Consider the following 23,988-nt stretch of genomic DNA (forward strand, 5'->3'; position numbering starts at 1 on the left):
TTATCCTTTTAACTCATCCATTTCATCGACATTGATGGTTTGACGTTTTCTATACACCAAAACAAGGATGGCTAAACCAATGGCAATTTCTGCCGCGGCCACCGCAAGGGTGAATAGAACGAACACCTGACCTGCAGGATCTTCCGTCGTTGGCATCATAAAGTTGCCAGAGAATTTAGAAAACGCGACGAATAAAATATTCGAGGCCAATAACATCAACTCAATGGACATCAATAACACAACGATATTTTTACGATTGATGAATATACCTGCCATCCCAAGACAGAACACTGTACTGGCAAGCATAATATAATCGGTTACCAACAATTGCATGTTTAGCCCTCCCCTTTTTCAGTCGCGGGTGCTTCTACAGGAAGTGCTTCCCACTTGGAAGGTTCCATTTTCACCACTTGTAATCGATCTTCTGGATGCGCTTTGAGTTGCTCACTCACTGGCGTAAATCTTGTGTACGCACGACGTGGACGAAGCGTTAAGCTAATGGCAGCAATCATACCCACCAATAAAATGAGGGCAACGATTTCAAAGGCATAAATATAATGGGTGTATAAGAATAAGCCCAATTGCTTTGTATTGCTGTAGCTTGCAGCCATCGCGCCATCAATCACTTGTGCAGCATATGGATGCGTTTCTTGGAACAAAGATTGTTTACCCACCAATACCATCGCCATTTCAACGATCATAATGAGCGTCAGCACAATGCCAAGGGGTAAATACTTCACAAAACCTTGTTTGACAAGCTCTGTGGAAATATCAATCATCATCACCACAAAGAGGAAGAGCACCATCACAGCGCCCACATAAATCACAATTAAGGCGAGCCCTAAAAACTCAGCTTGAATGAGCATCCATGTGGCACTTGTGGTCACAAAGCACAAAATCAAATGCATCACCGCAGTGACGGGATTGCGTGCTGTGATCACTCTCACCGCTGAATAGATCAAGATGAGTGCAAAAACATAAAATAGAATCTTTAATAACATCTGCAGCCTCCCTTAGCGAAATTTCGCGTCTGCTGCGCGATCCTTAGCGATTTGAGGTTCTAAACGATCCCCTAATGCTAAGAGTTTTTCTTTACACATAATGTTGTCGCCCTTCTCTTCCATGTGATAGTCAAAGGTGCGTGTCAATACGATGGAATCGACTGGACACGCTTCTTCACACAAACCACAGAAGATGCATTTAAAGAGATCAATGTCATAACGCGTGGTGCGGCGAGTGCCATCTTCACGCTCAGTAGACTCAATGTTGATCGCTTGTGCTGGGCACGCAGATTCACACAATTTACAGGCGATGCAGCGCTCTTCCCCGTTCGGGTAACGGCGCAATGCATGCAATCCTCTAAAACGTGGTGATTGTGGTGTCTTCTCTTCGGGATAACTGATGGTGATTTTCGGGCGAAACATATAACGAAATGTAATCGCCAACCCTTTTCTCAACTCTAATAAAGAGAAGGTTGCATAGATTGATTTTAATTTCTTAAACATTGCTAATTCCTACTCTATTGAAACCAATAGTGAATACCGAGCGCATACAACACGATCACGAAGAAAATCCAACCAATGGTCAATGGGATGAACACCTTCCAACCTAGACGCATGATTTGGTCATAACGGTATCTTGGGAATGTCGCTCTTAACCAGATGTAAGTGAAGAGGAAAAACGACATTTTAATCACCATCCAGAACAGACCATTTTCACCGATCACCGGAATGCTTTCGATGCCAGGAATGCCTGCAAATGGCGACAACCAACCGCCAAAGAATAAGAGTGAGGCCAATGCTGCCACTAAAATCATGTTCGCGTATTCTGCTAAGAAGAAGCAGGCAAAGCCTGTGCCTGAATATTCCACGTGGAAACCGGCCACGATTTCAGATTCACCTTCCACTAAGTCAAACGGTGCACGGTTTGTTTCGGCAACGCCTGCGATGAAGTATAAAACTGCCATGGGCAATAATGGAATGAAATACCATCTTAAAATGCTCATGCCTGCTTGGCCTTCAACGATCTTCGTAAAGTTCATTGAGCCTGCCAACATGATCACGCTGATTAAGGCAAAGCCCATCGCCAATTCATAAGAGATCACCTGTGCACCACTTCGGATGGCACTGATCATGGCGTATTTAGAGTTCGATGCCCAACCGGCTAAAATGATGGCATACACACCTAAAGAGGTCATTGCCAAGACATAAAGTACGCCCGCATCAATGTTTGATGCCACCAATCCATCTGAAAATGGAATCACTGCCCACGCAGCAAATGCCGTGGTCACAATGATGATGGGCGAGAGCACGAAAAAGACTTTATTGGCAGATGAGGGAATGATCCACTCTTTAAAGACCATTTTAATCAAGTCTGCAAACGGCTGAAGTAAACCAAAAGGTCCCACACGGTTTGGCCCTAAACGCACATGCATGAAACCAAGCACGCGGCGCTCTGCATATGTCATATATGCCACCGCGATCACCACTGGCAAAATCACTGCCAAGGTTTTCAAAAAGGCCCAAACGAGCGGGTAATCAATAATCGCTTTAATCATATCCATGGCTTACCCCTCGATCGCTTCGTAATAATCAATCATCAAACCATACTCCCTTGGGATGCGTAGGCAATTGGCGGCCATTTTTGCCGTCGAGCGCACGCCAAACTCTTGCCCTTCAATCACCCATTGTGTTTGCGTGATGAACAAATCACCCGTCACACGTTTACGTGGGGCAAGTGGCGTGGCTTGTAAGGCTTCACTGCGTCGTGCATAAGCATCCATTGAATAGATGGATTCCATTGGCACAGCCACTAACGCATCATTACGCCAATCTTTCACACGTAAATTATTGGCATAAGGCATTTGATTGCCCTGCCCTGCTGTGGACAATGCCGCTTGATGATCGGCCAATACATCAGCACACGTCACATAATCAAAGCCTGATAATTCAAACTCATTGCCAAGCACGCGTAAAATTTTCCAAAGCGGTTTTGCATCAAACAACGGCTCAGCAGCCGCTTTGACCGTTTGCAATGTGCCTTGAACGTTCATTAAACTGCCATCGGTTTCACCCCATGCAGCTGCAGGTAAAATGATGGTGGCCAGATCTAACAATGCTTCAGAGGCAAACGGCGTCAATGCCACCACAAGCTCCGCTTGCTTAAGGGCAGTGAGTGCTGCTTTGCGCTCAATGAAATCATGTTCAGGATCAATCGCGCCCACTAAAATATAAGCTTTTAAGCCATCTGTGAGCATTTGATGCGTATTGCCTTTTGCAACGCCTGCTAAATAAGCGCCGGTTAAGTTTGCGCCTTCTGATAAATAACCGAATGCACCGTGTGATGCTGTGGCAATGTTTTGTGCCAACGCTCTGATCACAGAGAAATCAGGATGTGAAACGGCATCTTTACCGAGCACAATCCAGTGTTTACCTTCTTGCATAAAGAGCTGAGCGGCATGTGCAACATCCACATCTGTGGTGGCGTTGTTCACAATTGCACTCAATTCTGGTGCAATCGCAGTGCCCGTATGACCGGCAACTGTTTTTAAAATCACAGACAACACATTCACCCAATCTTTCGGTGCAGTGATGAGTGCTTCAGTGGGGTGCAATTGATCCGTATCATATGCATTGAGCATGGCAACTTTTGCGCCATTTTTCACAGCTGTACGAATGTCAATCGCTAAAACTGGCATCTCTAAACGTGGATCTGCACCCACTAAGAAGATGGCATCTAACGCTTTAACCTCTGCGATCGGTAAACCTAAACTTCTAAAGGCAGGTTCAACCGCATCACTCGTGAAATCCATTTGACGTAAACGCGAATCGATTTTGTTGATGCCCAACCCTTTGGCCAATTTTGCAGTCAATAACTGCTCTTCCACTGTTGCACTTGGGGAGACAAAAATGCCCACTTGATCAGCGCCAAAGTTTTTCACCGCACCTTCAATGGCCATACGCGTGGCTTTTAAACCACTGAGCCAATCGGTTTTGACCAATTGTTGTTTTTCATTTTGAATCATTGGTGCTTGTGTGCGATCAACACTGAAGTTTGCTTCATAGCTAAAGCGATCACGGTCGGCAATCCACACTTGGTTAATGGCTTCATTTTCACGTGACACCACACGCGCAATTTTGCCGCGCAATGTATGAATGGCAGTGTTTGTGCCTAAGCCATCGTGAATGCTGACGGAATGATGGTCTTTATATTCCCAAGGTCTGCCTTGGAATTTAGAAGGCTTCGCCGTCAATGCGCCCACCGGACACAAATCAATGATATTGCCAGAGACTTCTGAAGTCATCGAATGCTTCACATAAGTGGTGATCTCTAAGCGATCCCCACGATCGACACCGCCTAATTCACGAAGTCCTGCGATCTCTTCCCCAAAACGCACACAACGCGTACATTGAATGCAGCGGTTCATGTAGGTTTCAACGAGTGGACCGATGTTAATTTTCTCGTAATGGCGCTTCTCTTCGATGTATGTGGAGTGCTTTTGACCAAATTCCACAGAATTGTCTTGTAACTCACACTCACCACCTTGATCACACACCGGGCAATCTAACGGGTGATTGATGAGCAAAAACTCCATCACAGATTTTTGTGCCGCGCGCGCTTTTTCATTACGTGTACGAATGATCATGCCATCGGCAATTTGTGTGGCACACGCTGGCATGGGTTTTGGCATTCTTTCGATGTCCACTAAACACATGCGGCAGCTTGCGGCGATGGATAATTTATCATGATAACAAAAGCGCGGAATCGGAATACCAACTTCATCTGCCACATCAATGACAGAACGCCCCGCCTCTGCTTCAAACTTTTTGCCATCTATTTCGATGGAGAGCATTTTTTTCTCAGTCATTATTCCGCTCCTTCAACCATAGATCGGCCATGCTCAATGTAATATGCAAATTCATGGCCAAAATGTTTGATGAAACTCAATACAGGCATTGCTGCTGCATCCCCTAATGCACAAATGGTGCGTCCGCCAATGTTGTTGGCAATGTGCTCTAAGCGCTCTAAATCTTCCGGCACACCTTTGCCTTGCAAAATGCGATCAACAACGCGATACAACCAACCGGTGCCTTCACGGCACGGCGTACATTGTCCGCAAGATTCACTAAAGTAAAAGCGTGACAAACAGCGAAGCGCTTTAACCATATCTGTGGTTTCATCCATCACGATCACAGCGCCTGAACCGAGCATTGAACCCGTAACTTTTGCAATCGAATCATAATCCATGTTCGCTTGCATCATTAAATCACCCGGCACAACTGGCACAGAAGATCCACCCGGAATCACCGCTTTTAATTGACGACCTTTCCAAACGCCGCCACATAAATCCAATAATTCAGAAAATGGCGTGCCCAATGCAATTTCATAGTTGCCAGGTTTTTCAATGTGACCAGAGACGGCAAATAATTTTTGTCCGCCTGCGCCCGGAATCCCAAGGTTGGCAAACCATTCAGGACCGTTACGAATAATGCGCCCCACCGATGATAATGATTCAGTATTATTAATGGTGGTGGGTTTACCGTATAAGCCCACAGCCGCAGGAAATGGCGGCTTAAAGCGTGGCTGACCTTTTTTCCCTTCTAAAGATTCTAAAAGCGCAGTCTCTTCACCACAGATATAAGCACCTGCGCCTATTGCTGGGTGAATGTCCACAGAGATGCCTGTGCCTTTGATGTTTTCACCAAGTAAACCTGCCGCATACGCTTCATCTAATGCACCTTGGAAACGAATCGCTGGCTCATCTAAAAACTCACCACGCATGTAGTTATATGCGTGGCGTGCGCCCATGGCGTAACTTGCGATCGCCATGCCTTCCACCAATGCATGTGGATTGAAGCGCAAAATATCGCGATCCTTACAAGTACCGGGCTCTGACTCATCCGAGTTACACACCACATAACGCGTGATGCCTTCACCTTTTGGCATGAAGCTCCACTTCACACCTGTTGGGAAGCCTGCACCCCCACGACCACGCAGCCCGGAGGCTTTGACCATCTCAATCACTTCTTCACGCGTCAATTCACCGTTTAAAATACGGCGCCAGGCATCATAACCCCCTAAGCTTTCATAGGTTTTGATGGACCATGGGTTCTCGTGACCAAGTGTAAAATAACAAACTTGATTCATCATCAGTGTTCACCCTTTTCTGCACTTGCTGCAATTGCATCTAATATTTCATCGATCTTATCAATCGTGATGTTTTCATAATAAACATGATTGATCTGCATCGCCGGTGCGTAGCTACAAGCGGCTAAGCACTCTTCTTCTTTCTTCAAGTAGAAAACGCCATCAGCCGTTGATTCGCCGGCCTTAATGCCAAGCTTGTTTTCAACGTGGGCTAAGATTTTCTCACCGCCGCGCAACATACAAGAGATGTTTGTGCACACTGAAATGGAGTTTTTACCACATGGTTTTGTTTCATACATGGAGTAAAAAGTTGCCACTTCATACACAGCGATCGGTGGCAAACCTAAATAATCGGCCACGGCATCCATCAATTCAGTGGTTAAATAACCATTGTTATCATGCTGAACTTCTCTTAAAGCAGCTAACAGCGCAGACTGTTTACGATCTTCTGGGAAATGCTTCAACCATTTGTCGATCTCTTGTCGTGAACGCTCCGTTAAAATTTCTTTTGCACTCATAATCTATGCCTTAATTCAGTTATCAATATTTAACGATCGATGTCGCCGAACACTAAGTCTAATGTCCCGATGACGGCGATCAAATCCCCAAGCATATGACCTTTCGTCAAAGTCTCTAACGCTGCTAAATGTGGGAAGCCCGCAGGTCGCACCTTCATTCGATACGGTTTATTCGCGCCATCTGAAATCAAATAAACGCCCATTTCACCTTTCGGATGTTCAATGGCGGCGTACACTTCACCTTCTGGCACACAATAACCTTCTGAATACAATTTAAACTGCTGGATCAAGTCTTCCATGGACTCTTTCATCTCAGCGCGTTTTGGTGGCGAGACCACACTCTCTTCGAGCATGACCGGCCCTGGGTTTTCTGCAAGCCACTGTGCACACTGTCTGATGATGCGGTTTGATTGATACATCTCTTCTACACGCACTAAGAAGCGGTCATAACAGTCGCCGTTTTTACCCACAGGAATGTCAAAATCTAAATATTCATACGCAGCATAAGGCTGAGTTTTACGTAAGTCCCAAGCTACGCCAGAACCACGGAGCATTGGGCCAGTTAAACCTAAGTTCATCGCCTCTTCAGCCGTCACTGTGCCAATGCCCACCACACGTTGTTTCCAAATGCGGTTTTCAAATAGGAGGGTTTTATACTCTTCGATGTGTTTTTCAAAGCGGTGGGTAAAATCGATCACAAAGTCTGTAAACGATTCACGTGGCTTATTTAAGCGATCCACTTTTTTCTGATTTCTAAATTTATTGACTTCATATTTTGGCATCACATCCGGAATGTCTTTTGCCACACCGCCCGGACGATAGAAGAACTGATGCAAACGCGCGCCAGTTGTGGCTTCACACATATCCATCAAGTCTTCACGATCACGGAAGCAGTACAACAACATACCCATCGCGCCTAAGTCAATCCCGTGCGCACCTAACCACATCAAATGGTTTTGCAAACGGTAAATCTCATCAAAGAGCGAACGAATGTATTTTGCGCGAATCGGTGGCTCAATGCCGAGCGCCTTTTCAATCGCCAATACATACGTGTGTTCATTACACATGCACGATGAATAGTCCATGCGATCCATATAACCAATCGATTGATTATAAGGTTTGGCTTCTGCCAATTTTTCTGTCCCACGATGCAACAAGCCGATGTGAGGATCGGCGCGCATAATGGTTTCACCATTGAGTTCTAGAATCAGGCGCAATACACCATGCGCCGCCGGATGCTGAGGACCAAAGTTTAAAGTATAGTTTTCAATGTTTGCCATTAGTTCAGCTCCTCTTTGCGAATCACACGCGGAATGACAACGCGCGACTCAATGGTCACCGGTTGATACACCACACGCTCTAACTCTGGGTCATACCAAATCTCAACGCGCCCTGTTAATGGGAAGTCTTTACGAAGTGGGTGACCGATGAAACCATAGTCTGTCAAGATACGGCGCAAATCAGGATGGCCGTTAAAAATAATGCCAAACAAGTCAAACGCTTCACGCTCAAACCAGTTGGCACTTTTAAAGATGTCCACAACAGAATCCACCAATGGGAAGTTGTCATCTTTTGCATACGTTTTCACACGCACGCGCGCATTACTGTGCATGGATAATAGGTGATAAACCACGGCAAAACGGTTGGGCATCTCGCGGTTAGCACGCACTTGCTCTAATGCCGCTTCATTTCTGCCCACAGCGCCTTCTTCAACTGCGCGGCTAAAGCCGTGATTGCTGGCCTCCACATCCCATTCAGCGATGCCGTAAGCGGCGTAATCGACACCACAAACATCCATCAACTGCCAAAATGGCATTTGGTCATTCTCTTTGAGTAGCGACAATGTTTCGTGCAATTGGTCACTGTCCACCACGATGGTCAGTTCATCCCTGGCAATTTTGCTCGAGACAATGCGATCGCCTAATACTGACGATAATGTCGTTAAAATAGTTTCTGGTCTTAAAATAACCGACATCGTTTCCCCCTAGCTCAAACGCGCAATGGTGCTGGTGCGTTTAATTTTTTTGTGCAATTGTAAAATGCCGTAGATGAGTGCTTCAGGTGTTGGTGGACAACCTGGCACATACACATCAACGGGCACCACGCGATCAACGCCGCGCACAACTGCATAAGAATAGTGATAGTAACCGCCGCCATTGGCACACGATCCCATGGATAATACCCATTTTGGCTCAGGCATTTGATCGTAAACCTTACGAAGTGCCACGGCCATTTTATTGGTGAGGGTTCCGGCCACAATCATTAAGTCTGATTGACGCGGTGAGGGTCTAAATACGGAGTTACCAAATCGATCTAAGTCATAACGCGCGGCTGCTGTATGCATCATCTCAACGGCACAACATGCCAGCCCAAACGTCATTGGCCATAAGGATCCTGTTCTTGCCCAGTTCATCGCGCTGTCTAGCGTCGTGGTCATGAATCCTTTATCTAAAGCACCTTCTATTCCCATTCTAATGCCCCTCTCTTCCACTCATATGCAAATCCCACAACGAGCAAAAATAGGAAAACTGAAACGGCGCTGATGCCCACCATTCCAACTTCTCGCCATACCACTGCCCATGGGATTAAAAATGCTAACTCTAAATCGAAAACAATAAATAAAATCGCCACTAGATAAAATCTAATGTCGAATTTCATGCGTGCATCTTCAAATGCTTCAAAGCCACATTCATAGGGAGATAATTTTTCAACAGTGTCTTTCTTGGGCGATAAGAAGTAACCCAAAGCAACTAAGATTATTCCAAAGATGAGGCTAAACCCAATAAAAACGAGTATCGGCAAATAATCCATCATAGCGATTATCCTCTTCTGATCAATTACAATTTGTTGGTGGCAAGCGTTACCTTGACTAGCGCCCTGCTGCAAATATGCTAGTAATGGCGTATTGCTTATTTTATTCTCACCGAAAAACCCTTCAACGATTTCCGGTTTTGACGGTACCATATAGTAACAGAAAATAACTCTTTTGGGAGATCACCAGATATGACCTTAAACTTTCTAGACGAAAATCAAGAAACAATCCAATGGTTCAAAAATCATACAAACGAATTTGTTGAACTGCGCCGCCATTTTCATGCACACCCTGAATTATCAAAAAAAGAGTTCTCAACTACCGAAAAAATCAACGAGTTACTTGAATCTTGGGGGATCTCAACGGATCGTTCATTTTTAGAGACTGGCGTTGTTGCCCTTTTGAAAAAAGGCACAAGCACCAAAAGGGTTGCACTGCGCGCGGATATAGATGCACTTCCAATTGACGAAAGCACCAATCTTAATTATAAGTCAAAAAGTGATGGAATCATGCACGCGTGCGGTCACGATGGGCATTTGACCATGTTATTGTTCGCCGCAAAGTACTTACAAGAAGAAGCTAATTTTGACGGGGAAATTTTGCTCATTTTTCAACCGAATGAAGAAGACAGCGCCGGCGCCCGCGATATGATCAATGCAGGGCTCTTTAAAAAATACCCTGTTGATGCGGTTTATGCAATGCATAATTTTCCGGGCGCACCTGTTGGGCAATTGCTCATCAAAGATGGCCCACAAATGGCAGGCACAGTTGCCATTGACATTGACCTTCATGGCGTCGGTTGTCATGCGGCGCATCCTTATAAAGGCGTCGATACCATTGTGATGGCAGCGCACCTGATTGTGGCTCTGCAAACCATTCCTGCCCGTAACTTATCGGCGATTGACAGCGCGATCATCACCATTGGCACCATTCATGGCGGCACGGCGCACAATGTGATTCCTGAAACTGTTAAACTCACCGGTACATTGCGTTACTTTGATCCTGTGGTGCGTGATACGGTCAAGCGCCGCATTCAGGAAGTCACCGATGGCATCTGCCAAACCTTTGGCGGACGCGCGGATGTGCGTTTAACTGAGGGTTACATTGCCACCATCAACCATACAAAAGAGACGGACATTGCCCTAAAAGCAGCACAAACGCTGTTTGATGCAAAAGACATCGTGACCGATAAAGTGCCCTCAATGGGTGCCGAAGATTTTGGTTTTATGCTCGCGGATCAAAAAGGTGCGTATGTGTATATTGGCAATGGTCATGATTCTTGTACGAATAAACTGCACAACGCAGGATTTGATTTTCATGATGATAACTTATTGTATGGTGGGGTTTATTGGGTGACCCTTGCCCAATACTTTTTGGATAACGCACAGTAAGAATTATATGCTAATATGATCACTATTGAATCAATACACTAAAAGACAGCGAACAACTATGAAAAAATCGTTTTATATTTGTCTATTCATCCTCTGCTCCATGAGTGCACACGCACAGCAAATGTATCGTTGGACAGACAGTGAAGGCGTGGTGCATTACACAGAATATGCCCCTGAAGAGACCCGTGAACAGATTCTCAACTTCAAAGATAATGAAGAAAAATCTGCCCCTGCTTCTGTGAAAAAAGTGGACATCATGCGCACCAGTGCTGCCGTCTTAGTAGAAATGCCAAATGGCCGCAAAGCCGTCAGCAATGACAATGATGCGCCGGTTGCCACCAACTTAAGCGCCGCTCAAAAAATGAGTGAAATGACCTTCTGCCAAACGGTACAAGCGAACATTGCCACTTTTGAAGCATTGAAAAAAGGTGAGGTGGCATCCCTAATGTGGGTGTCGCGCCAAGGTGAAACCATCCCCATGAATGACACGCAAATCGATGCGCACTACAAAGCAAACATAGATAATTTAGAGCAATATTGTTTACAATAGACGCCATCGAGTTCTATAGTGATTCAGCATTTTACAAATGGAGCTTTGCGGCTCCATTTTTTCGTTAATATTTTCTGTTGAGAAAGCAACTTATGAAAACCTCACATTTTCCATTGAGCACCACTAAAGAGTTTCCGAAAGATGCGGAAATTGTCTCCCATCAATTGATGATCAAATCCGGCATGATCCGCCGTTTGACTTCAGGTTTATACACTTGGGCACCGCTTGGTTTACGCGTATTGTCTAAAGTGGAAAACGTGGTGCGTGAAGAGATGAATAAAGCCGGCGCACTTGAATTGCTGATGCCATTTGTTCAACCTGCTGAATTGTGGCAAGAATCTGGCCGCTGGGACAAATTTGGTAAGCAATTGTTGACCTTCAAAGATCGCCATGACAAAGATTATTGCTTAGGCCCAACTCATGAAGAAGTGGTGACAGACTATGCGCGCCAAGAGCTCAAAAGCTATCGTCAATTGCCAGTGAACTTCTATCAAATTCAATGGAAATTCCGTGATGAAATCCGCCCGCGTTTTGGCGTGATGCGCTCCCGTGAATTCTTAATGAAAGATGCGTACTCATTCCACATTGACAGCGCCTCTTTAGAAAAAGAGTATCAAAACATGTACAACGCCTACTGTGCGATTTTTGATCGCTTGCAATTAGAGTACCGCGCGGTATTGGCAGACTCAGGCGCCATCGGTGGTGATCGCTCACAAGAATTCCATGTCTTGGCCGATTCCGGTGAAGATGCGATTGTGATTTCTAACGGCTCAACCTATGCGGCGAACATTGAGCGCGCAGAAACGCATCGCGGTGAGAAATATGCAGCGCCCACACAAGCCCTTGAAAAAGTGGCAACGCCGAATGCACGCTCCGTGGAAGATGTGGCAAAACAGTTAAATGTCCCCACAAGTCAAATCACTAAGACATTGATTGTACATGGTGTGGATGGCAATCTTTTGGCAATTTGTTTGCGCGGCGACCATTCTTTGAATGAAGTCAAAGCAGAAAACTTTAAAGACATCGCAAGCCCACTTCGCTTTGCAACCGATGCGGAAATTATTGAAAAATTAGGCGTGTCCCCAGGTTCAATTGGCCCTGTGAATTTACCGATTCCTGTATTGTTTGATCATGCCCTTTATTCATCTAGCGACTTCATTTGTGGCGCAAATGACAATGGTTTCCATTATGTGGGCGTGAACTTTGAACGCGATCTACCTTTGGCAGAAACTTTTGACTTACGCAACATTGAAGAAGGCGATGCATCGCCAGATGGTCAAGGCACTGTCCGCTTCATCCGCGGAATTGAAGTGGGTCACATTTTCCAGTTGGGCAATAAATACAGCAAAGCGATGAATGCTTCTGTTGTGAATGAAAATGGCGAGCAAACCTTTATGGAAATGGGTTGTTATGGCATTGGCGTTTCACGCATTGTGGCATCTGCGATTGAGCAATCACATGATGACAAAGGCATCATTTGGCCGGATGCCATGGCACCGTTCCAATTGTCATTGATTCCAATGAACTATCATAAATCTGACATGGTTAAAGAGCTCACTGACAAATTGTATGCTGAGTTTATGGCGCGCGGCGTTGAAGTGTTATTGGAAGATCGCGACATTCGCCCAGGCAATGCTTTTAATGATCATGAACTCGTGGGCATTCCACATCGTTTGGTGATTGGTGAACGTGGTCTTAAAAACAATGAGCTTGAATACAAAGGCCGCAAAGATGCTGAAAGCACCTTTATCTCTGTCGATTCTGCGGTTGAATTTGTGATGGATCAATTGAAATAATTCATGCCATCCATCAAAAGCCGTGCAATTGATATTGTGCGGCTTTTTTAAATCGCACCCATAAAAAAACGCCTGATGATTCAGGCGTTTTTTTGCATCAAGGATGTTTAAATTATTTATTTAAACCTGCTTGAGCCATGACTTCTGTTGCAAAATCGATTGTTTCGATTTCAACGCCTTCGCCTAATTCAAAGCGAACGAATGCAGTCACTTTCGCAGATTTAGATTTCAACAATTTGCCAACGCTCATGTCTGGATCTTTGATGAATGCTTGACCTTCTAAAGTCACTTCTTCTAAGTACTTACGAATGCGGCCTTCAACCATTTTTTCTACGATGTCAGCTGGCTTACCAGATTCAGCCGCTTGTGCTGAATAGATTTCGCGTTCTTTTTCTAACAATTCAGCAGGCACTTCTGATGCATCGATGCATACAGGGTTTGCAGCTGCGATGTGCATGGCAACATCTTTTGCTAAATCTTCATCGCCGCCTTGTACTTCAACGATTGCCGCGATGCGACCACCGTGAACGTAGCCACCGATTGTACCGGTTGCATTCAATACAGTTAAACGACGTACGTTCATGTTTTCGCCGATTTTAGCGATCAAACCTTTACGCACTTCATCAACTGTTGAACCATTTAATGGTTGTGCTGCCAATTCTTCGACTGTGTTGACATCATTGTTCAATGCAATGTCAGCTGCGTCGTTTGCAAATTTCAAGAAGTCTTCGTTTTTAGTCACGAAGTCTGTTTCACAGTTCACTTCTAAAATTAATGCTTTCGTACCGTTTTGACGAACCAACAATAAGCCTTCAGCTGCAGCACGATCAGATTTTTTATCTGCTTTTGCTAAACCGTTTTTACGCATCAAATCGATCGCCGCCTCCATGTCGCCGTTCGTTTCAGTCAATGCTTTTTTACAATCCATCATTGCTGAACCAGTACGTTCACGGAGTTCTTTAACCATTGCAGCAGTAATATTTGCCATTTTAAAACCTCATTAAATTAATGAATATCACTAAAACAAAAGCGCCCAATCAACCATCTGTTTGCTCGGGCGACTTTCATTTAACGCTTTGAAACAATCTATGTTTGATTATGCTTCTGTCGCAACTTCAGTCGCTTCTACATAACCGTCTTTTTCAACGATTTCAGAAACTAATTTTGCGTTAGAACCACGACCTTCGATCACTGCATCAGCTGCTGCTTGTGCATACAATTGAATGGCACGGATCGCATCATCGTTACCTGGGATTACATAGTCAACACCTTCAGGTGAGTTGTTTGTATCCACAACAGCGATTACAGGAATACCCATTTTACGAGCTTCTGCAACGGCATTTTTTTCGTAGCCAACATCGATTACGAACAATGCATCAGGAATAGATGGCATGTCTTTGATACCGCCAAGGCTGCGCTCTAATTTTTCTAATTCGCGAGTCAATAAGATGCCTTCTTTCTTCGTTAAACGCTCGATTGAACCGTCTGCTTTCATCGCTTCAATTTCACGTAAACGCTTGATAGAGTTCTTAACAGTTTTGAAGTTTGTCAACATACCGCCTAACCAACGGTGATCAACGTATGGTTGACCTGCGCGAGTTGCTTCAGCTGCAACGATTTCTTGCGCTGCACGCTTAGTACCAACAAATAAAACGCGACCATTTTTTGCAGCAATGCTAGAAATGACATTCATCGCATCTTCAAATAAAGGCATTGTTTTTTCTAAGTTGATGATATGAATTTTTTGACGTTCACCAAAGATGTAAGTTTTCATCTGTGGATTCCAGTAACGAGTTTGGTGACCGAAGTGAACGCCAGCTTCAAGCATATCGCGCATTGTAACGTTTGACATATTGATTTCCTTTGAAATTTAGGGTTGAGCCTCCAAGCATATTTAAGCGGACTTTACAGCACCCAGCACTTAAACAGTTCAGCTTGTGAGTCGTTGAATAAAAAATACTTCTAGTTTTTGCCAAAATGAGCAAAAGATAGAAGCACGGCTTTATACCATGTGAGGCAAAAAAAATCAATTTCTTTCAAACAATAAGGGGTAATTAAACACCTTTTGTCTGACTACAAGATTGACACTTTTCATGCTAGACTACACGCATCAATATTTAAGGAATGTGAGTATGAATTATAAAAATGATTGCTTCATTAAAGCACTTTTGCGTGAGCCAACCCATCGTACACCTTGCTGGATGATGCGCCAAGCGGGTCGTTATCTACCTGAATATCGCGCAACACGTGCGAAAGCTGGCAACTTTATGAATTTGTGCATGTCGCCTGAATTGGCCACAGAAGTCACATTGCAGCCCATTGACCGTTTTGGTTTTGATGCGGCCATTTTATTTTCTGACATTTTAACCATTCCTGATGCGATGGGCATGGACTTAACCTTTGTGGAAGGCAAAGGCCCGATCTTCCAAAAACCCTTAACCACAGAGGCACAAATCAAACAGTTGCCAAAAGTGGGCATGGAAGAAGAGTTAGGTTACGTGATGGATGCGGTGCGCATGATCACGAAAGAACTTGACGGGCGCGTGCCTTTAATTGGCTTCTCAGGCAGCCCGTGGACACTTGCCACCTACATGCTTGAAGGCTCAAGCAGCAAAGAGTACACCAAAATCCGTGGCTTAATGTATTCAAACCCTGCCCTTTTGCACACATTGCTTGATCAATTGAGCGATGTGATCATCGATTATTTAAATGCACAAATCGTCAATGGTTGTGCTGCTGTACAGATCTTTGACACTTGGGGCGGCTTACTCAGCAAAGAGTGCTACAACGAATTCTCTCTGCGTTACATGAAGAAAATTTTAGCAGGCCTCATCAAAAACTATAAAGAGCAAGAAATTCCATCGATCATCTTTACTAAAAATGGTGGCGCGTGGATCTCTGAACAAGCGAACAGCGGCGCAAATGCCATCGGTTTAGACTGGATGACAGATTTATCCCACGCACGCGCATTGGTGGGCGATAAAGTGGTGCTTCAAGGCAATATGGATCCTGCGGTATTGCTCAGCAATCCTGACGTTGTGCGCGCTGAAGTGAAAAAAGTTCTCGATAAATTTGGTGTGGGCGGCGGTCACATCTTTAACTTAGGTCACGGTATTTTCCCTGGCATTGACCCTGAAAACGTCAAAGCAATGGTGGATGCAGTGCGCGAATTCAGTCCTGCCTATCACTAAAGAGAGTCACGATGCAACATGACAAACATTGGAGCGATGATGTAGAAATCTTCTCTTCAGGTGCCATCGTGGTTCGCATAGAACATAAAAGCTTTCGGTATTTACTGCTGAAAGCTTATAACTTTTGGGATTTCCCAAAAGGTCAGGTGGAATCTGGTGAAAGTGCCATAGAAGCAACCATTCGTGAAGTGGAAGAAGAGACCACCATTACGGACCTCAACTTTCGCTGGGGACAAGAGTTTTATCAAACCCCCGCTTATTTTAAAGGTAAAAAAATTGCGCGCTATTATTTAGCCGAAACCCATCGTCATGAGATCTCGCTCCCCGTTAATCCGGAGCTCGGTCATCCTGAGCACAATGATTGGATCTGGGCAACCCGATCACAAGCCCTAAAATTGGTCACCCCGCGTGTGCGTGAAGCCATTTATTGGTCTGATCTTTTTTTAGCCCATGATCCTAGAATTGTATAAATGCGATAATTATCATGCTGTACACAAATTTATTTTACATTTATCCTAGTGTATAGTATGAAAACAGTAGCTCTATTACGAATGAACGGAGAATTACGAGATGGCAGCACCACTCACAAAAATCGTATGTATAGATGATGATCAGGACATCCTGAGCATCATCGAATTTTCTTTGTCTGAGGTTGGTGGTTTTGAGGTCTTAGCTTGCAATTCTGGCGCTGAAGCATTGGCTAAAGTGGATGCATTTAGGCCCCAACTCTTCTTAATTGATGTGATGATGCCCAATATGAGCGGCCCTGAATTGTTAGTGGAATTGCATAAGCAACCACAATACGCTTCAACCCCCGCCATATTTCTCACCGCAAATGCCAACTTTGCCGCCTATTCAGAGGCTAAACCGCCAAAACTTTTAGGCGTGTTAACCAAGCCTTTTGATCCGATGCAGTTGCCTGAGCGCATCCAAAAACTTTGGGATGAATTCATGTAATGAGGAATCAGACAATACTCTCAGTATTGCGTGATGCAGGACAATATTTCCACACCTATTCAGGCAGCACATTTGTTGTCTTGCTAGATCGCGTCGAGCATTCCGATGCCGCCTCCATCGCAGAAGACTTAGCGTTTTTATGCGCCCTTAACATCAAAATCATTCTCCTTGTCCCACCGATGCCCATTGGCAAAGCGGTGGTGATTGAGTCTGAAGAAGCCCTTGAAAAGTTAGTGATCGAAAGCCAAATTGCCCAGCGCAAAATGGAAACATTACTCACACAAGCGTTTCATCAATACCGCATCACCACCAGCATTGTCTCTTGCAATGCGGTGACAGCGCGCCCATATGGCATTCATAACGGCGTGGATTTTGGCTATTTTGGTAAACCTCGCAGCATCAAAGGTGATGCCCTGAACAATCTCCTTGGCCATGCTCAATGCATGATGGTGCCGACTTTTGGTTATGCATCCACTGGGGATACCTTCATCATGGATGGCTTAGAGATGGCAGAACGCATCGCAAGCCATTTGCAATGTGAAAAATTGCTGGTATTGACAGAAAAAGCGCCGATTCTCCCACGAGAAATGAATGCAAATCTTGCCAAAGTCTTGATGCATGATGAGGCCTTATCCGACAAGCACAAAGCCATTTTGCGGTTAAGCATTCCTGCCATTGAAAGTGGCGTGGAGCGCGTGCACATTTTAAATGCCGCCACAGAAGGCGTGCTCATCTATGAGTTATTGACCCGTGATGGCGTCGGCGCAATGATCACCAATGAACCGTATGATGAGATCAAACCTGCGGAAATGGGGGACATTCAAGCCCTCAAGCATTTAATGCAACCGTGGGAAGACAATGGTACATTGAAAAAGCGCAGCATCAGTGAACTTGAAAAAGACATTGAACACTTTTTCCTGATGTTCCGCGATCATTCATTGATAGGTGCGGTGGCTTATTATCCCCATGCGGAATCAAAAACGGCTGAACTTGCCTCGCTTTTAGTGCATCCTGATTATCGCAAAGCAAAAAAAGCCAATGCCCTGCTCCATTTTATTGAGCAAAAAGCCTTGGCCGATGGTTTAGATTCACTCTTTTTATTGACCACACAAACTGCGTTGTGGTTCATGGAAAATGGCTTTCAGGTGGCAAACATTGATCATTTGCCCCCGAAAAAGCTTGCCGAGTATGACTATACTCGCAATTCAAAAGTGCTGATCAAGCCGTTACGCTCGCACCCATAACGATACATTCGACTCTTTGGTGTTCATTTCACGATGAACACTGAAGCCTTCGATTGCCTCGATTTTCATGGCAAGGCTGCGTTCAATCACCAAATATCGCACTGATGCAAAGTGTGGGGAGGCTTGCAATGCCGCCAAGGCATTGGTTAACAGCTCTGGCAGGCCAAAGGGCGGATCTAAAAAGATCACACCATATGCTTGCGTCAAAGCTGCCACTTGCACCGCATCTTTATTGAGGAGCTGATAACGCTCACGCTCTTTACAAATGCTCATCACATTTTGTTTGAGTGCGGCAAAAACTTCGCGATCTTTTTCCACAAACGTGACAAACTTTGCACCGCGTGAGAGTGCTTCCATGCCAAGGGCGCCGCTGCCTGCAAAAAGATCTAAACACGTTTGCCCAATGATGATCGGTTGTAACCAATTAAAGAGCGTTTCACGCATACGATTGCCCGTTGGGCGTAAACCCTCTTTGTCCATCACGGTTAATAAACGGGAGCGATAATCACCGCCGATGATGCGAATGGTGTGAGATTGTGTCTTTTTCATTACGGTGCCAATGTCTGTTTTTTGTGAGATTCAATCCATTCAAACGTCGCATCATTGAGCTCTTGTACGCTCTTGCCTTCGCTTTCAATCAATGGGCCAATGGTGACTTCAATGGTGCCAGGTTTCTTTAAAAGCTTACCGCGCGGCCATGCACAACCTGAGTTATGACTCACCGGCAACACCGGCGCTTTTAACTTCGATGCCACTAAAAATGCACCATTTTTATAAGGAATCGATTGATCGGGTGCAACGCGCGTCCCTTCTGGAAAAATGATGAGGGGAATGTGATCGGCTAAGCGTGCTTTGGCGCTGTCAATCATCATTTTTAGCGCTTTTTTGCCTTCAGAGCGATCGATTGCCACTGGGTTTAAACGCTTCAAACCTTGCCCAAAAATCGGAATGCGCAGCAACTCTTTTTTCAACACAAAGCAATACACCGGAAAAATCACCGGATACAAAAAAGTCTCAAAGGTGGATTGATGATTAGAGATAATGATCGCAGGGCGATCTTTGAGTAATGCAATGTTCTCAAGCCCATTGACCTTATATTTGACCCCAGCGATGATGCGTAACAGCGTTAAAGCTAAGCCGCACCAAGCGCGAATCAATGGATAATATTGGCGCTCAGGCATGAAGTATGACACTAAAATCATAAATGGGATGAAGATTACAGCGATCAAAATCAATGTAATGAAATAGAGTAACGATCGAATCCATTGGATCATATCAATTTTCCTAATAACGCTTGAACAAAAGCAGCCAAATCGGGATACACCGAGACATTTTGATGTTGTGCCAACACTTTTGCTTGCTCACTTTGCCCGTAACCTGTGGTGACTAAAATCGGCGTCACATCGGCATTGAGCGCCGCTTGAACATCACTGAGTTTATCGCCCACAAAATAGGTGCGCTCACCTGCTTGAACACCAAACTCAGCTTTCAATGCATTGAGCATGCCCGGGTTCGGCTTATGGTCAGGATGCGTGCGCTCTAGTGCTGGGCAATAATAAAAAGCATCGATGTGTGCACCCACTTTCGCGCACTCTCGATGCATTTTTTCCGTGATGCGCATAAGCATTGCCTCATCATACAATCCGCGGCCAATGCCACGCTGATTGCTCGCAACACCCACTTTAATGCCGGCTTGATTCAACGCTGCAATTGCACGCAACGATGAAGGAATGGGCAACCATTCCTCTGGGCACTTGATGTAATCGGGGCTATCATTATTGATCACCCCGTCACGATCGAGCATCACTAATCGTGGCAACATTTTAGATGTCTTGCAACAAAGATAAATCCGCCATGTTTTTAAAGTATTGGCGAATTAAGTTGAGCAAATGTAAGCGATTTTCACGCACGGCTAAATCATCACACATCACCATAGTTTCTGTAAAGAACTGATCTAATGGCGCTGCTAATGTGGATAAATGCGACAACGTTGCCACATAATCATGCGCTTGCATTGCATCTTTCAACGCAGGCTCAATGGATGAAATTGCTGCAAACAATGCTTTTTCAGCGTCTTCTTGCAACAAAGCAGCATCGACAGTCATCGCCGCTTGATCTTTTAAGTTTTTCGTTAAAATGTTCGAGATGCGTTTATTTGACTGAATTAAGCTGTGGGCAGCATCCGTTGTTCTAAATGCGGTGATCGCACGAAGGCGGCGCAAAATATCAAGCGGATTGTTTAAATCAAGCGCAGAAATCGACTCAAATGTATCGTGTGCAATGCCAAGCTCTGCCGTATAGGCCTTCATGCGCTCTAAAATATAGTTGAGCACTTTCTCTTCCACGTCATCTTTTTGCAATGCTTGTGGCAAGTTCATGAATGCAACATTGATGAGATCTTTTAAGTCTAAATCAATCTCTTTTTCAATGGAGATGCGCAAAATACCTAAAGCCGCACGGCGTAAGCTGTACGGATCGCGTGAACCGGTTGGAATTTGACCGATGGCAAAAATGCCCACAATCGTATCTAAACGTTCTGCAATCGCTAAGGCTTGGGCTTCTTTTGATTCAGGCAAACGGTCACCGGCAAATTTTGGCCAATACACTTGCTCTAAGGCATGAGCCGTGCGCGCATCTAAACCTTGTTCAAGGGCATAATAACGACCCATCGTGCCTTGTAATTCTGGGAATTCTTGCACCATGTTGCTCAATAAATCAGATTTATATAAGCTTGCCGCTTGTGCTGTAATCTCAACATCTGCACCAATGGATCGAGCAATCACAGCGCTTAATGCCCCAACGCGATCCGTTTTATCTTTCTGTGAGCCCAATTGCGTTTGGAAAATCGTGGTGGCTAAACGAGGTAAATAATCTGCCAATGGGATTTTTTTATCTGAATTCCAGAAGAAATCCGCATCACTAAAACGAGGACGAATCACGCGTTCATTCCCGCTGATCACCTCTTGTGGATTTTCGCTTTCAATGTTGCTCACAAAGCAGAAATAGCGCGTCAACTTGCCATCTTTATCCACAATTGGGAAATATTTTTGATTGTCCTGCATCGTGGAGATCAATGCTTCTTGTGGCACATCTAAAAAGTGTGCTTCAAATTGTCCCACCAACACAACTGGCCATTCCACAAGCGCCGTCACTTCATCTAACAACGCTGGCAACATAATCGCTTGACCATATTGCGCGGTGGCTTTTTCCACTTGTGCCACAATCGCCGCTTTACGGTCATTAAAGTTCGCCATCACTTTGCCATCGTTTAACAACAAAGCTTCATAATCACTCGGCGCATTAATGGTTAACGTACCTTCTGAATGGAAACGATGACCGCGCGTGGTGCGACCAGAAGTGACGCCCATGATTTCTGTTTCGATCACATCATTGCCATACAGCAACACAATCCAACGCACAGGACGCACAAATTCAAATTCATTGGATTCCCAACGCATTCTTTTTGCGATTGGTAATTTATTGAGGGCATGGAGCAACATTTGTGGCACTAACCCCACTGTTTTTTGCCCTGAAATGGTTTCAGTGTATGCAAACCATTCGCCTTTATCGGTGGCAACAGTTTGCAATTCACTCACATCCACGCCACAACCACGAGCAAAGCCTAACAATGCTTTGGTCGGTTCACCATCTTTCATGCCTGCTGAGACCGCAGGACCGCGCTTTTCATTCACATAATCGGCTTGCTGATCCATCAAGCCTTTAATCAATAAGCCAAAACGGCGCGGGGCAGCGAACACTTCACAAGCATCAAATGATAATTTCGCTTGTTGTAATTCTGCTTCGATCAATCCTTTGAAATCATTGGACAATGTGTTTAAAAACTTTGGTGGGAGCTCTTCGGTCCCAATTTCAATCAATAAGTCTGCTGTGCTCATGCGATCTCATCCATAAAAAGAAAAAACTATAATCCCTTAAGATTATAGTTTTTTAGTTGATTCGGTCAAAATTTTAACCAATTTTTGCAATTGCGGTCTCTAAACGCGCAAGCGTTCGCTCTTTACCCACGAGCATTAAGGTCTCATCTAAGTTCGGAGACTGCGCGCGGCCAACGATCGCTGTACGAAGTGGCATGCCGATTTGTCCCATTTTAATGTTCATGGTTTTCGTTAAGGCTTTCATTGCACCTTTTAATTCTGCAGATTCCCAAACATCAAGCGCCGCTAAATCATCTTTGAGCGCCATCAATACAGGTTTACTCTCTGCGGTTAAATGGTGGGCAACGGATTCTTCATCATATGTTAATTCAGTCACATATAAATACTGAATCATTTCAGCCAATTCCACCATTGTTTGACAACGGGCAACATGGGCTTTCACCGCTTCGGCTAAATATGCCATGTCTGTGGGTTCAATGCCTAAAGCATTTAAATAAGGCACCAACAATGCAGCTAAATCTGCAGGATCTTTTTCAATCATGTAATGCTGATTGAGCCACAATAATTTACTGGTGTTAAAGGCGCTCGCGGCTTTGTTCACATCTTTTAGATCGAACAATTCAACCATTTCATCCCATGAGAAAATCTCTTGATCCCCGTGTGACCAACCTAAACGGATTAAGTAGTTCAATACCGCTTCTGGCAAATAACCTTCATCACGATATTGTGTCACGCTCACTGCGCCATGGCGTTTAGACAATTTTTGACCATCATCCCCTAAAATCATCGCAACGTGTGCATATTGTGGCACAGGCGCATTTAAGGCTTTGAGGATATTGATTTGTCTTGGCGTGTTGTTGATGTGATCATCCCCACGCACAACATGTGTGATGCCCATGTCCATATCATCGATCACGACACAGAAATTATACGTCGGCGTACCGTCTGGGCGCGCAATGATCAAATCATCTAATTCGCTGTTTTGAAATGTAATGGTGCCATGTACTAAATCATCAAAGCTTGTGGCGCCATCAACCGGGTTACGAAAACGCACCACAGGTTTAATGCCTTCAGGAATGGGGGGCAACACTTTACCGGCCTCAGGGCGCCATTTACCGTTATAACGTGGTTTTTCTTTGTTCGCCTCTGCTCGGTCACGCATCTCTTGTAATTCTTCTTGCGTACAGTAGCAATAGTAAGCGGTGCCCGCTTCTAACATTTCAGCGATCACTTCTTTATAACGATCAAAACGTTTGGTTTGATAAAAAGGACCTTCATCAAAATTTAAGCCCAACCAGTTTAAACCATCAATGATGGCAGCGACTGCTTCAGGGGTTGAACGCTCTAAATCCGTATCTTCAATGCGAAGCACTGTTTCGCCCTTGTTATGGTGCGCATATAAACAGGAATAAAGGGCAGTTCTCGCACCACCGATGTGTAAATAGCCCGTTGGAGAGGGTGCAAATCGCGTTCTAACTTTCATACT

25 protein-coding genes are annotated in these 23,988 nt (G+C 44.8%); 7 read left to right on the top strand and 18 right to left on the bottom strand.

The genetic code is table 11. The annotated features are described in order from the left end of the window. Genes nuoK through ndhC form a run of 11 tightly spaced genes read right to left on the bottom strand, consistent with a single transcriptional unit; the run spans position 1 to position 9,488 of the window. Positions 1-333, bottom strand: a complete 333-nt coding sequence (nuoK, locus tag B143_RS0108170) for an NADH-quinone oxidoreductase subunit NuoK (protein WP_008316101.1) — start codon at positions 331-333, stop codon at positions 1-3. A gap of 2 nt (positions 334-335) precedes the next feature. Then, a complete protein-coding gene (locus B143_RS0108175) occupies positions 336-1,001 on the bottom strand; it encodes an NADH-quinone oxidoreductase subunit J (protein ID WP_008316100.1) in 666 nt (221 codons plus the stop codon). A gap of 12 nt (positions 1,002-1,013) precedes the next feature. Next, entirely contained in the window at positions 1,014-1,505 is a 492-nt protein-coding gene (gene nuoI, locus B143_RS0108180) for an NADH-quinone oxidoreductase subunit NuoI (RefSeq protein ID WP_008316099.1), read from the bottom strand. A gap of 14 nt (positions 1,506-1,519) precedes the next feature. Next, positions 1,520-2,563: an NADH-quinone oxidoreductase subunit NuoH gene (nuoH, locus tag B143_RS0108185; RefSeq protein ID WP_008316098.1), complete on the bottom strand. Its 1,044-nt coding sequence runs from the start codon at positions 2,561-2,563 to the stop codon at positions 1,520-1,522. A gap of 3 nt (positions 2,564-2,566) precedes the next feature. After that, complete coding sequence (gene nuoG, locus B143_RS0108190; RefSeq protein WP_018122897.1) at positions 2,567-4,867, bottom strand: NADH-quinone oxidoreductase subunit NuoG; 2,301 nt, start codon at positions 4,865-4,867, stop codon at positions 2,567-2,569. Continuing rightward, entirely contained in the window at positions 4,867-6,150 is a 1,284-nt protein-coding gene (nuoF, locus tag B143_RS0108195; protein WP_018122898.1) for an NADH-quinone oxidoreductase subunit NuoF, read from the bottom strand. The genes nuoG and nuoF overlap by 1 nt, the downstream gene beginning before the upstream one ends. Further along, the gene (locus tag B143_RS0108200) at positions 6,150-6,665 is read right to left on the bottom strand and encodes an NADH-quinone oxidoreductase subunit NuoE family protein (RefSeq protein WP_008316093.1); all 516 of its coding nucleotides are present in this window, start codon (positions 6,663-6,665) and stop codon (positions 6,150-6,152) included. Before B143_RS0108200 ends, nuoF begins: the two co-directional genes overlap by 1 nt. 29 nt (positions 6,666-6,694) lie before the next feature. Continuing rightward, a complete protein-coding gene (locus B143_RS0108205; RefSeq protein WP_008316092.1) occupies positions 6,695-7,945 on the bottom strand; it encodes an NADH-quinone oxidoreductase subunit D in 1,251 nt (416 codons plus the stop codon). Continuing rightward, positions 7,945-8,640: an NADH-quinone oxidoreductase subunit C gene (locus B143_RS0108210; protein WP_018122899.1), complete on the bottom strand. Its 696-nt coding sequence runs from the start codon at positions 8,638-8,640 to the stop codon at positions 7,945-7,947. The genes B143_RS0108205 and B143_RS0108210 overlap by 1 nt, the downstream gene beginning before the upstream one ends. 9 nt (positions 8,641-8,649) lie before the next feature. Further along, on the bottom strand, positions 8,650-9,135 hold the full coding sequence (locus B143_RS0108215; protein WP_008316088.1) for a NuoB/complex I 20 kDa subunit family protein: 486 nt from the start codon (positions 9,133-9,135) through the stop codon (positions 8,650-8,652). Further along, a complete protein-coding gene (gene ndhC, locus B143_RS0108220) occupies positions 9,126-9,488 on the bottom strand; it encodes an NADH-quinone oxidoreductase subunit A (protein WP_026165777.1) in 363 nt (120 codons plus the stop codon). The genes B143_RS0108215 and ndhC overlap by 10 nt, the downstream gene beginning before the upstream one ends. 180 nt (positions 9,489-9,668) lie before the next feature. On the opposite strand from ndhC, the gene B143_RS0108225 reads away from it, so the two are divergent. From B143_RS0108225 to B143_RS0108235, 3 genes are all read left to right on the top strand, one after another. Beyond that, positions 9,669-10,868, top strand: a complete 1,200-nt coding sequence (locus B143_RS0108225; RefSeq protein ID WP_018122900.1) for an amidohydrolase — start codon at positions 9,669-9,671, stop codon at positions 10,866-10,868. Between the two features lie 58 nt (positions 10,869-10,926). After that, positions 10,927-11,418 carry a DUF4124 domain-containing protein gene (locus B143_RS0108230; protein WP_246782113.1) on the top strand — a complete coding sequence of 164 codons (492 nt, stop codon included), beginning with the start codon at positions 10,927-10,929 and terminating at the stop codon, positions 11,416-11,418. Positions 11,419-11,510: 92 nt separating this feature from the next. Then, the gene (locus tag B143_RS0108235) at positions 11,511-13,214 is read left to right on the top strand and encodes a proline--tRNA ligase (RefSeq protein ID WP_018122901.1); all 1,704 of its coding nucleotides are present in this window, start codon (positions 11,511-11,513) and stop codon (positions 13,212-13,214) included. 112 nt (positions 13,215-13,326) lie between these two features. Here B143_RS0108235 and tsf read toward each other — a convergent pair whose 3' ends face one another. Further along, positions 13,327-14,202 carry a translation elongation factor Ts gene (tsf, locus tag B143_RS0108240; RefSeq protein WP_018122902.1) on the bottom strand — a complete coding sequence of 292 codons (876 nt, stop codon included), beginning with the start codon at positions 14,200-14,202 and terminating at the stop codon, positions 13,327-13,329. Positions 14,203-14,310: 108 nt separating this feature from the next. After that, positions 14,311-15,066 (bottom strand): 30S ribosomal protein S2, encoded by a 756-nt coding sequence (rpsB, locus tag B143_RS0108245; protein WP_008316079.1) that lies wholly within the window; start codon positions 15,064-15,066, stop codon positions 14,311-14,313. A gap of 280 nt (positions 15,067-15,346) precedes the next feature. Here rpsB and hemE point away from each other — a divergent pair, with 280 nt between their 5' ends. The 4 genes from hemE (at position 15,347) to argA (ending at position 18,606) form a co-directional block, all read left to right on the top strand. Next, on the top strand, positions 15,347-16,405 hold the full coding sequence (gene hemE / locus B143_RS0108250) for a uroporphyrinogen decarboxylase (RefSeq protein ID WP_008316078.1): 1,059 nt from the start codon (positions 15,347-15,349) through the stop codon (positions 16,403-16,405). A gap of 11 nt (positions 16,406-16,416) precedes the next feature. Further along, positions 16,417-16,875: an NUDIX domain-containing protein gene (locus B143_RS0108255; protein ID WP_008316077.1), complete on the top strand. Its 459-nt coding sequence runs from the start codon at positions 16,417-16,419 to the stop codon at positions 16,873-16,875. A gap of 100 nt (positions 16,876-16,975) precedes the next feature. Beyond that, entirely contained in the window at positions 16,976-17,362 is a 387-nt protein-coding gene (locus B143_RS0108260; RefSeq protein WP_018122903.1) for a response regulator, read from the top strand. Further along, positions 17,362-18,606, top strand: coding sequence for an amino-acid N-acetyltransferase (argA, locus tag B143_RS0108265; RefSeq protein WP_248647521.1), 1,245 nt, complete (start codon positions 17,362-17,364; stop codon positions 18,604-18,606). The genes B143_RS0108260 and argA overlap by 1 nt, the downstream gene beginning before the upstream one ends. Here the strand turns inward: argA and rsmD are convergent. From rsmD to gltX, 5 genes are all read right to left on the bottom strand, one after another. After that, positions 18,589-19,155 carry a 16S rRNA (guanine(966)-N(2))-methyltransferase RsmD gene (rsmD, locus tag B143_RS0108270; protein WP_018122905.1) on the bottom strand — a complete coding sequence of 189 codons (567 nt, stop codon included), beginning with the start codon at positions 19,153-19,155 and terminating at the stop codon, positions 18,589-18,591. The genes argA and rsmD overlap by 18 nt on opposite strands. Beyond that, positions 19,155-19,880, bottom strand: coding sequence for a lysophospholipid acyltransferase family protein (locus B143_RS0108275; RefSeq protein WP_008316073.1), 726 nt, complete (start codon positions 19,878-19,880; stop codon positions 19,155-19,157). Before B143_RS0108275 ends, rsmD begins: the two co-directional genes overlap by 1 nt. Beyond that, the gene (gene gmhB / locus B143_RS0108280) at positions 19,877-20,428 is read right to left on the bottom strand and encodes a D-glycero-beta-D-manno-heptose 1,7-bisphosphate 7-phosphatase (RefSeq protein ID WP_018122906.1); all 552 of its coding nucleotides are present in this window, start codon (positions 20,426-20,428) and stop codon (positions 19,877-19,879) included. Before gmhB ends, B143_RS0108275 begins: the two co-directional genes overlap by 4 nt. 1 nt (position 20,429) lies before the next feature. Then, positions 20,430-22,502 (bottom strand): glycine--tRNA ligase subunit beta, encoded by a 2,073-nt coding sequence (gene glyS / locus B143_RS0108285; RefSeq protein WP_018122907.1) that lies wholly within the window; start codon positions 22,500-22,502, stop codon positions 20,430-20,432. Between the two features lie 73 nt (positions 22,503-22,575). Continuing rightward, a complete protein-coding gene (gltX, locus tag B143_RS0108290; RefSeq protein ID WP_018122908.1) occupies positions 22,576-23,985 on the bottom strand; it encodes a glutamate--tRNA ligase in 1,410 nt (469 codons plus the stop codon). Positions 23,986-23,988 lie beyond the last annotated feature (3 nt).

The organism is Wohlfahrtiimonas chitiniclastica DSM 18708 (assembly GCF_000375345.1).
Classification (GTDB): Bacteria; Pseudomonadota; Gammaproteobacteria; order Cardiobacteriales; family Wohlfahrtiimonadaceae; genus Wohlfahrtiimonas; species Wohlfahrtiimonas chitiniclastica.

What these genes read in the sequence shown, in the direction of transcription:
- B143_RS0108235 (WP_018122901.1), top strand. Translation starts at nt 11,511, where the DNA reads ATGAAAACCTCACATTTTCCATTGAGCACCACTAAAGAGTTTCCGAAA.
- B143_RS0108205 (WP_008316092.1), bottom strand. Translation starts at nt 7,945, where the DNA reads ATGGCAAACATTGAAAACTATACTTTAAACTTTGGTCCTCAGCATCCG.
- B143_RS0108175 (WP_008316100.1), bottom strand. Translation starts at nt 1,001, where the DNA reads ATGTTATTAAAGATTCTATTTTATGTTTTTGCACTCATCTTGATCTAT.
- B143_RS0108255 (WP_008316077.1), top strand. Translation starts at nt 16,417, where the DNA reads ATGCAACATGACAAACATTGGAGCGATGATGTAGAAATCTTCTCTTCA.
- B143_RS0108260 (WP_018122903.1), top strand. Translation starts at nt 16,976, where the DNA reads ATGGCAGCACCACTCACAAAAATCGTATGTATAGATGATGATCAGGAC.
- gmhB (WP_018122906.1), bottom strand. Translation starts at nt 20,428, where the DNA reads ATGTTGCCACGATTAGTGATGCTCGATCGTGACGGGGTGATCAATAAT.
- B143_RS0108225 (WP_018122900.1), top strand. Translation starts at nt 9,669, where the DNA reads ATGACCTTAAACTTTCTAGACGAAAATCAAGAAACAATCCAATGGTTC.
- B143_RS0108275 (WP_008316073.1), bottom strand. Translation starts at nt 19,880, where the DNA reads ATGATCCAATGGATTCGATCGTTACTCTATTTCATTACATTGATTTTG.
- B143_RS0108200 (WP_008316093.1), bottom strand. Translation starts at nt 6,665, where the DNA reads ATGAGTGCAAAAGAAATTTTAACGGAGCGTTCACGACAAGAGATCGAC.
- nuoK (WP_008316101.1), bottom strand. Translation starts at nt 333, where the DNA reads ATGCAATTGTTGGTAACCGATTATATTATGCTTGCCAGTACAGTGTTC.
- rpsB (WP_008316079.1), bottom strand. Translation starts at nt 15,066, where the DNA reads ATGTCAAACGTTACAATGCGCGATATGCTTGAAGCTGGCGTTCACTTC.
- B143_RS0108215 (WP_008316088.1), bottom strand. Translation starts at nt 9,135, where the DNA reads ATGGGAATAGAAGGTGCTTTAGATAAAGGATTCATGACCACGACGCTA.
- glyS (WP_018122907.1), bottom strand. Translation starts at nt 22,502, where the DNA reads ATGAGCACAGCAGACTTATTGATTGAAATTGGGACCGAAGAGCTCCCA.
- B143_RS0108230 (WP_246782113.1), top strand. Translation starts at nt 10,927, where the DNA reads ATGAAAAAATCGTTTTATATTTGTCTATTCATCCTCTGCTCCATGAGT.
- nuoH (WP_008316098.1), bottom strand. Translation starts at nt 2,563, where the DNA reads ATGGATATGATTAAAGCGATTATTGATTACCCGCTCGTTTGGGCCTTT.
- tsf (WP_018122902.1), bottom strand. Translation starts at nt 14,202, where the DNA reads ATGGCAAATATTACTGCTGCAATGGTTAAAGAACTCCGTGAACGTACT.
- argA (WP_248647521.1), top strand. Translation starts at nt 17,362, where the DNA reads ATGAGGAATCAGACAATACTCTCAGTATTGCGTGATGCAGGACAATAT.
- nuoG (WP_018122897.1), bottom strand. Translation starts at nt 4,867, where the DNA reads ATGACTGAGAAAAAAATGCTCTCCATCGAAATAGATGGCAAAAAGTTT.
- nuoF (WP_018122898.1), bottom strand. Translation starts at nt 6,150, where the DNA reads ATGATGAATCAAGTTTGTTATTTTACACTTGGTCACGAGAACCCATGG.
- gltX (WP_018122908.1), bottom strand. Translation starts at nt 23,985, where the DNA reads ATGAAAGTTAGAACGCGATTTGCACCCTCTCCAACGGGCTATTTACAC.
- B143_RS0108210 (WP_018122899.1), bottom strand. Translation starts at nt 8,640, where the DNA reads ATGTCGGTTATTTTAAGACCAGAAACTATTTTAACGACATTATCGTCA.
- hemE (WP_008316078.1), top strand. Translation starts at nt 15,347, where the DNA reads ATGAATTATAAAAATGATTGCTTCATTAAAGCACTTTTGCGTGAGCCA.
- nuoI (WP_008316099.1), bottom strand. Translation starts at nt 1,505, where the DNA reads ATGTTTAAGAAATTAAAATCAATCTATGCAACCTTCTCTTTATTAGAG.
- rsmD (WP_018122905.1), bottom strand. Translation starts at nt 19,155, where the DNA reads ATGAAAAAGACACAATCTCACACCATTCGCATCATCGGCGGTGATTAT.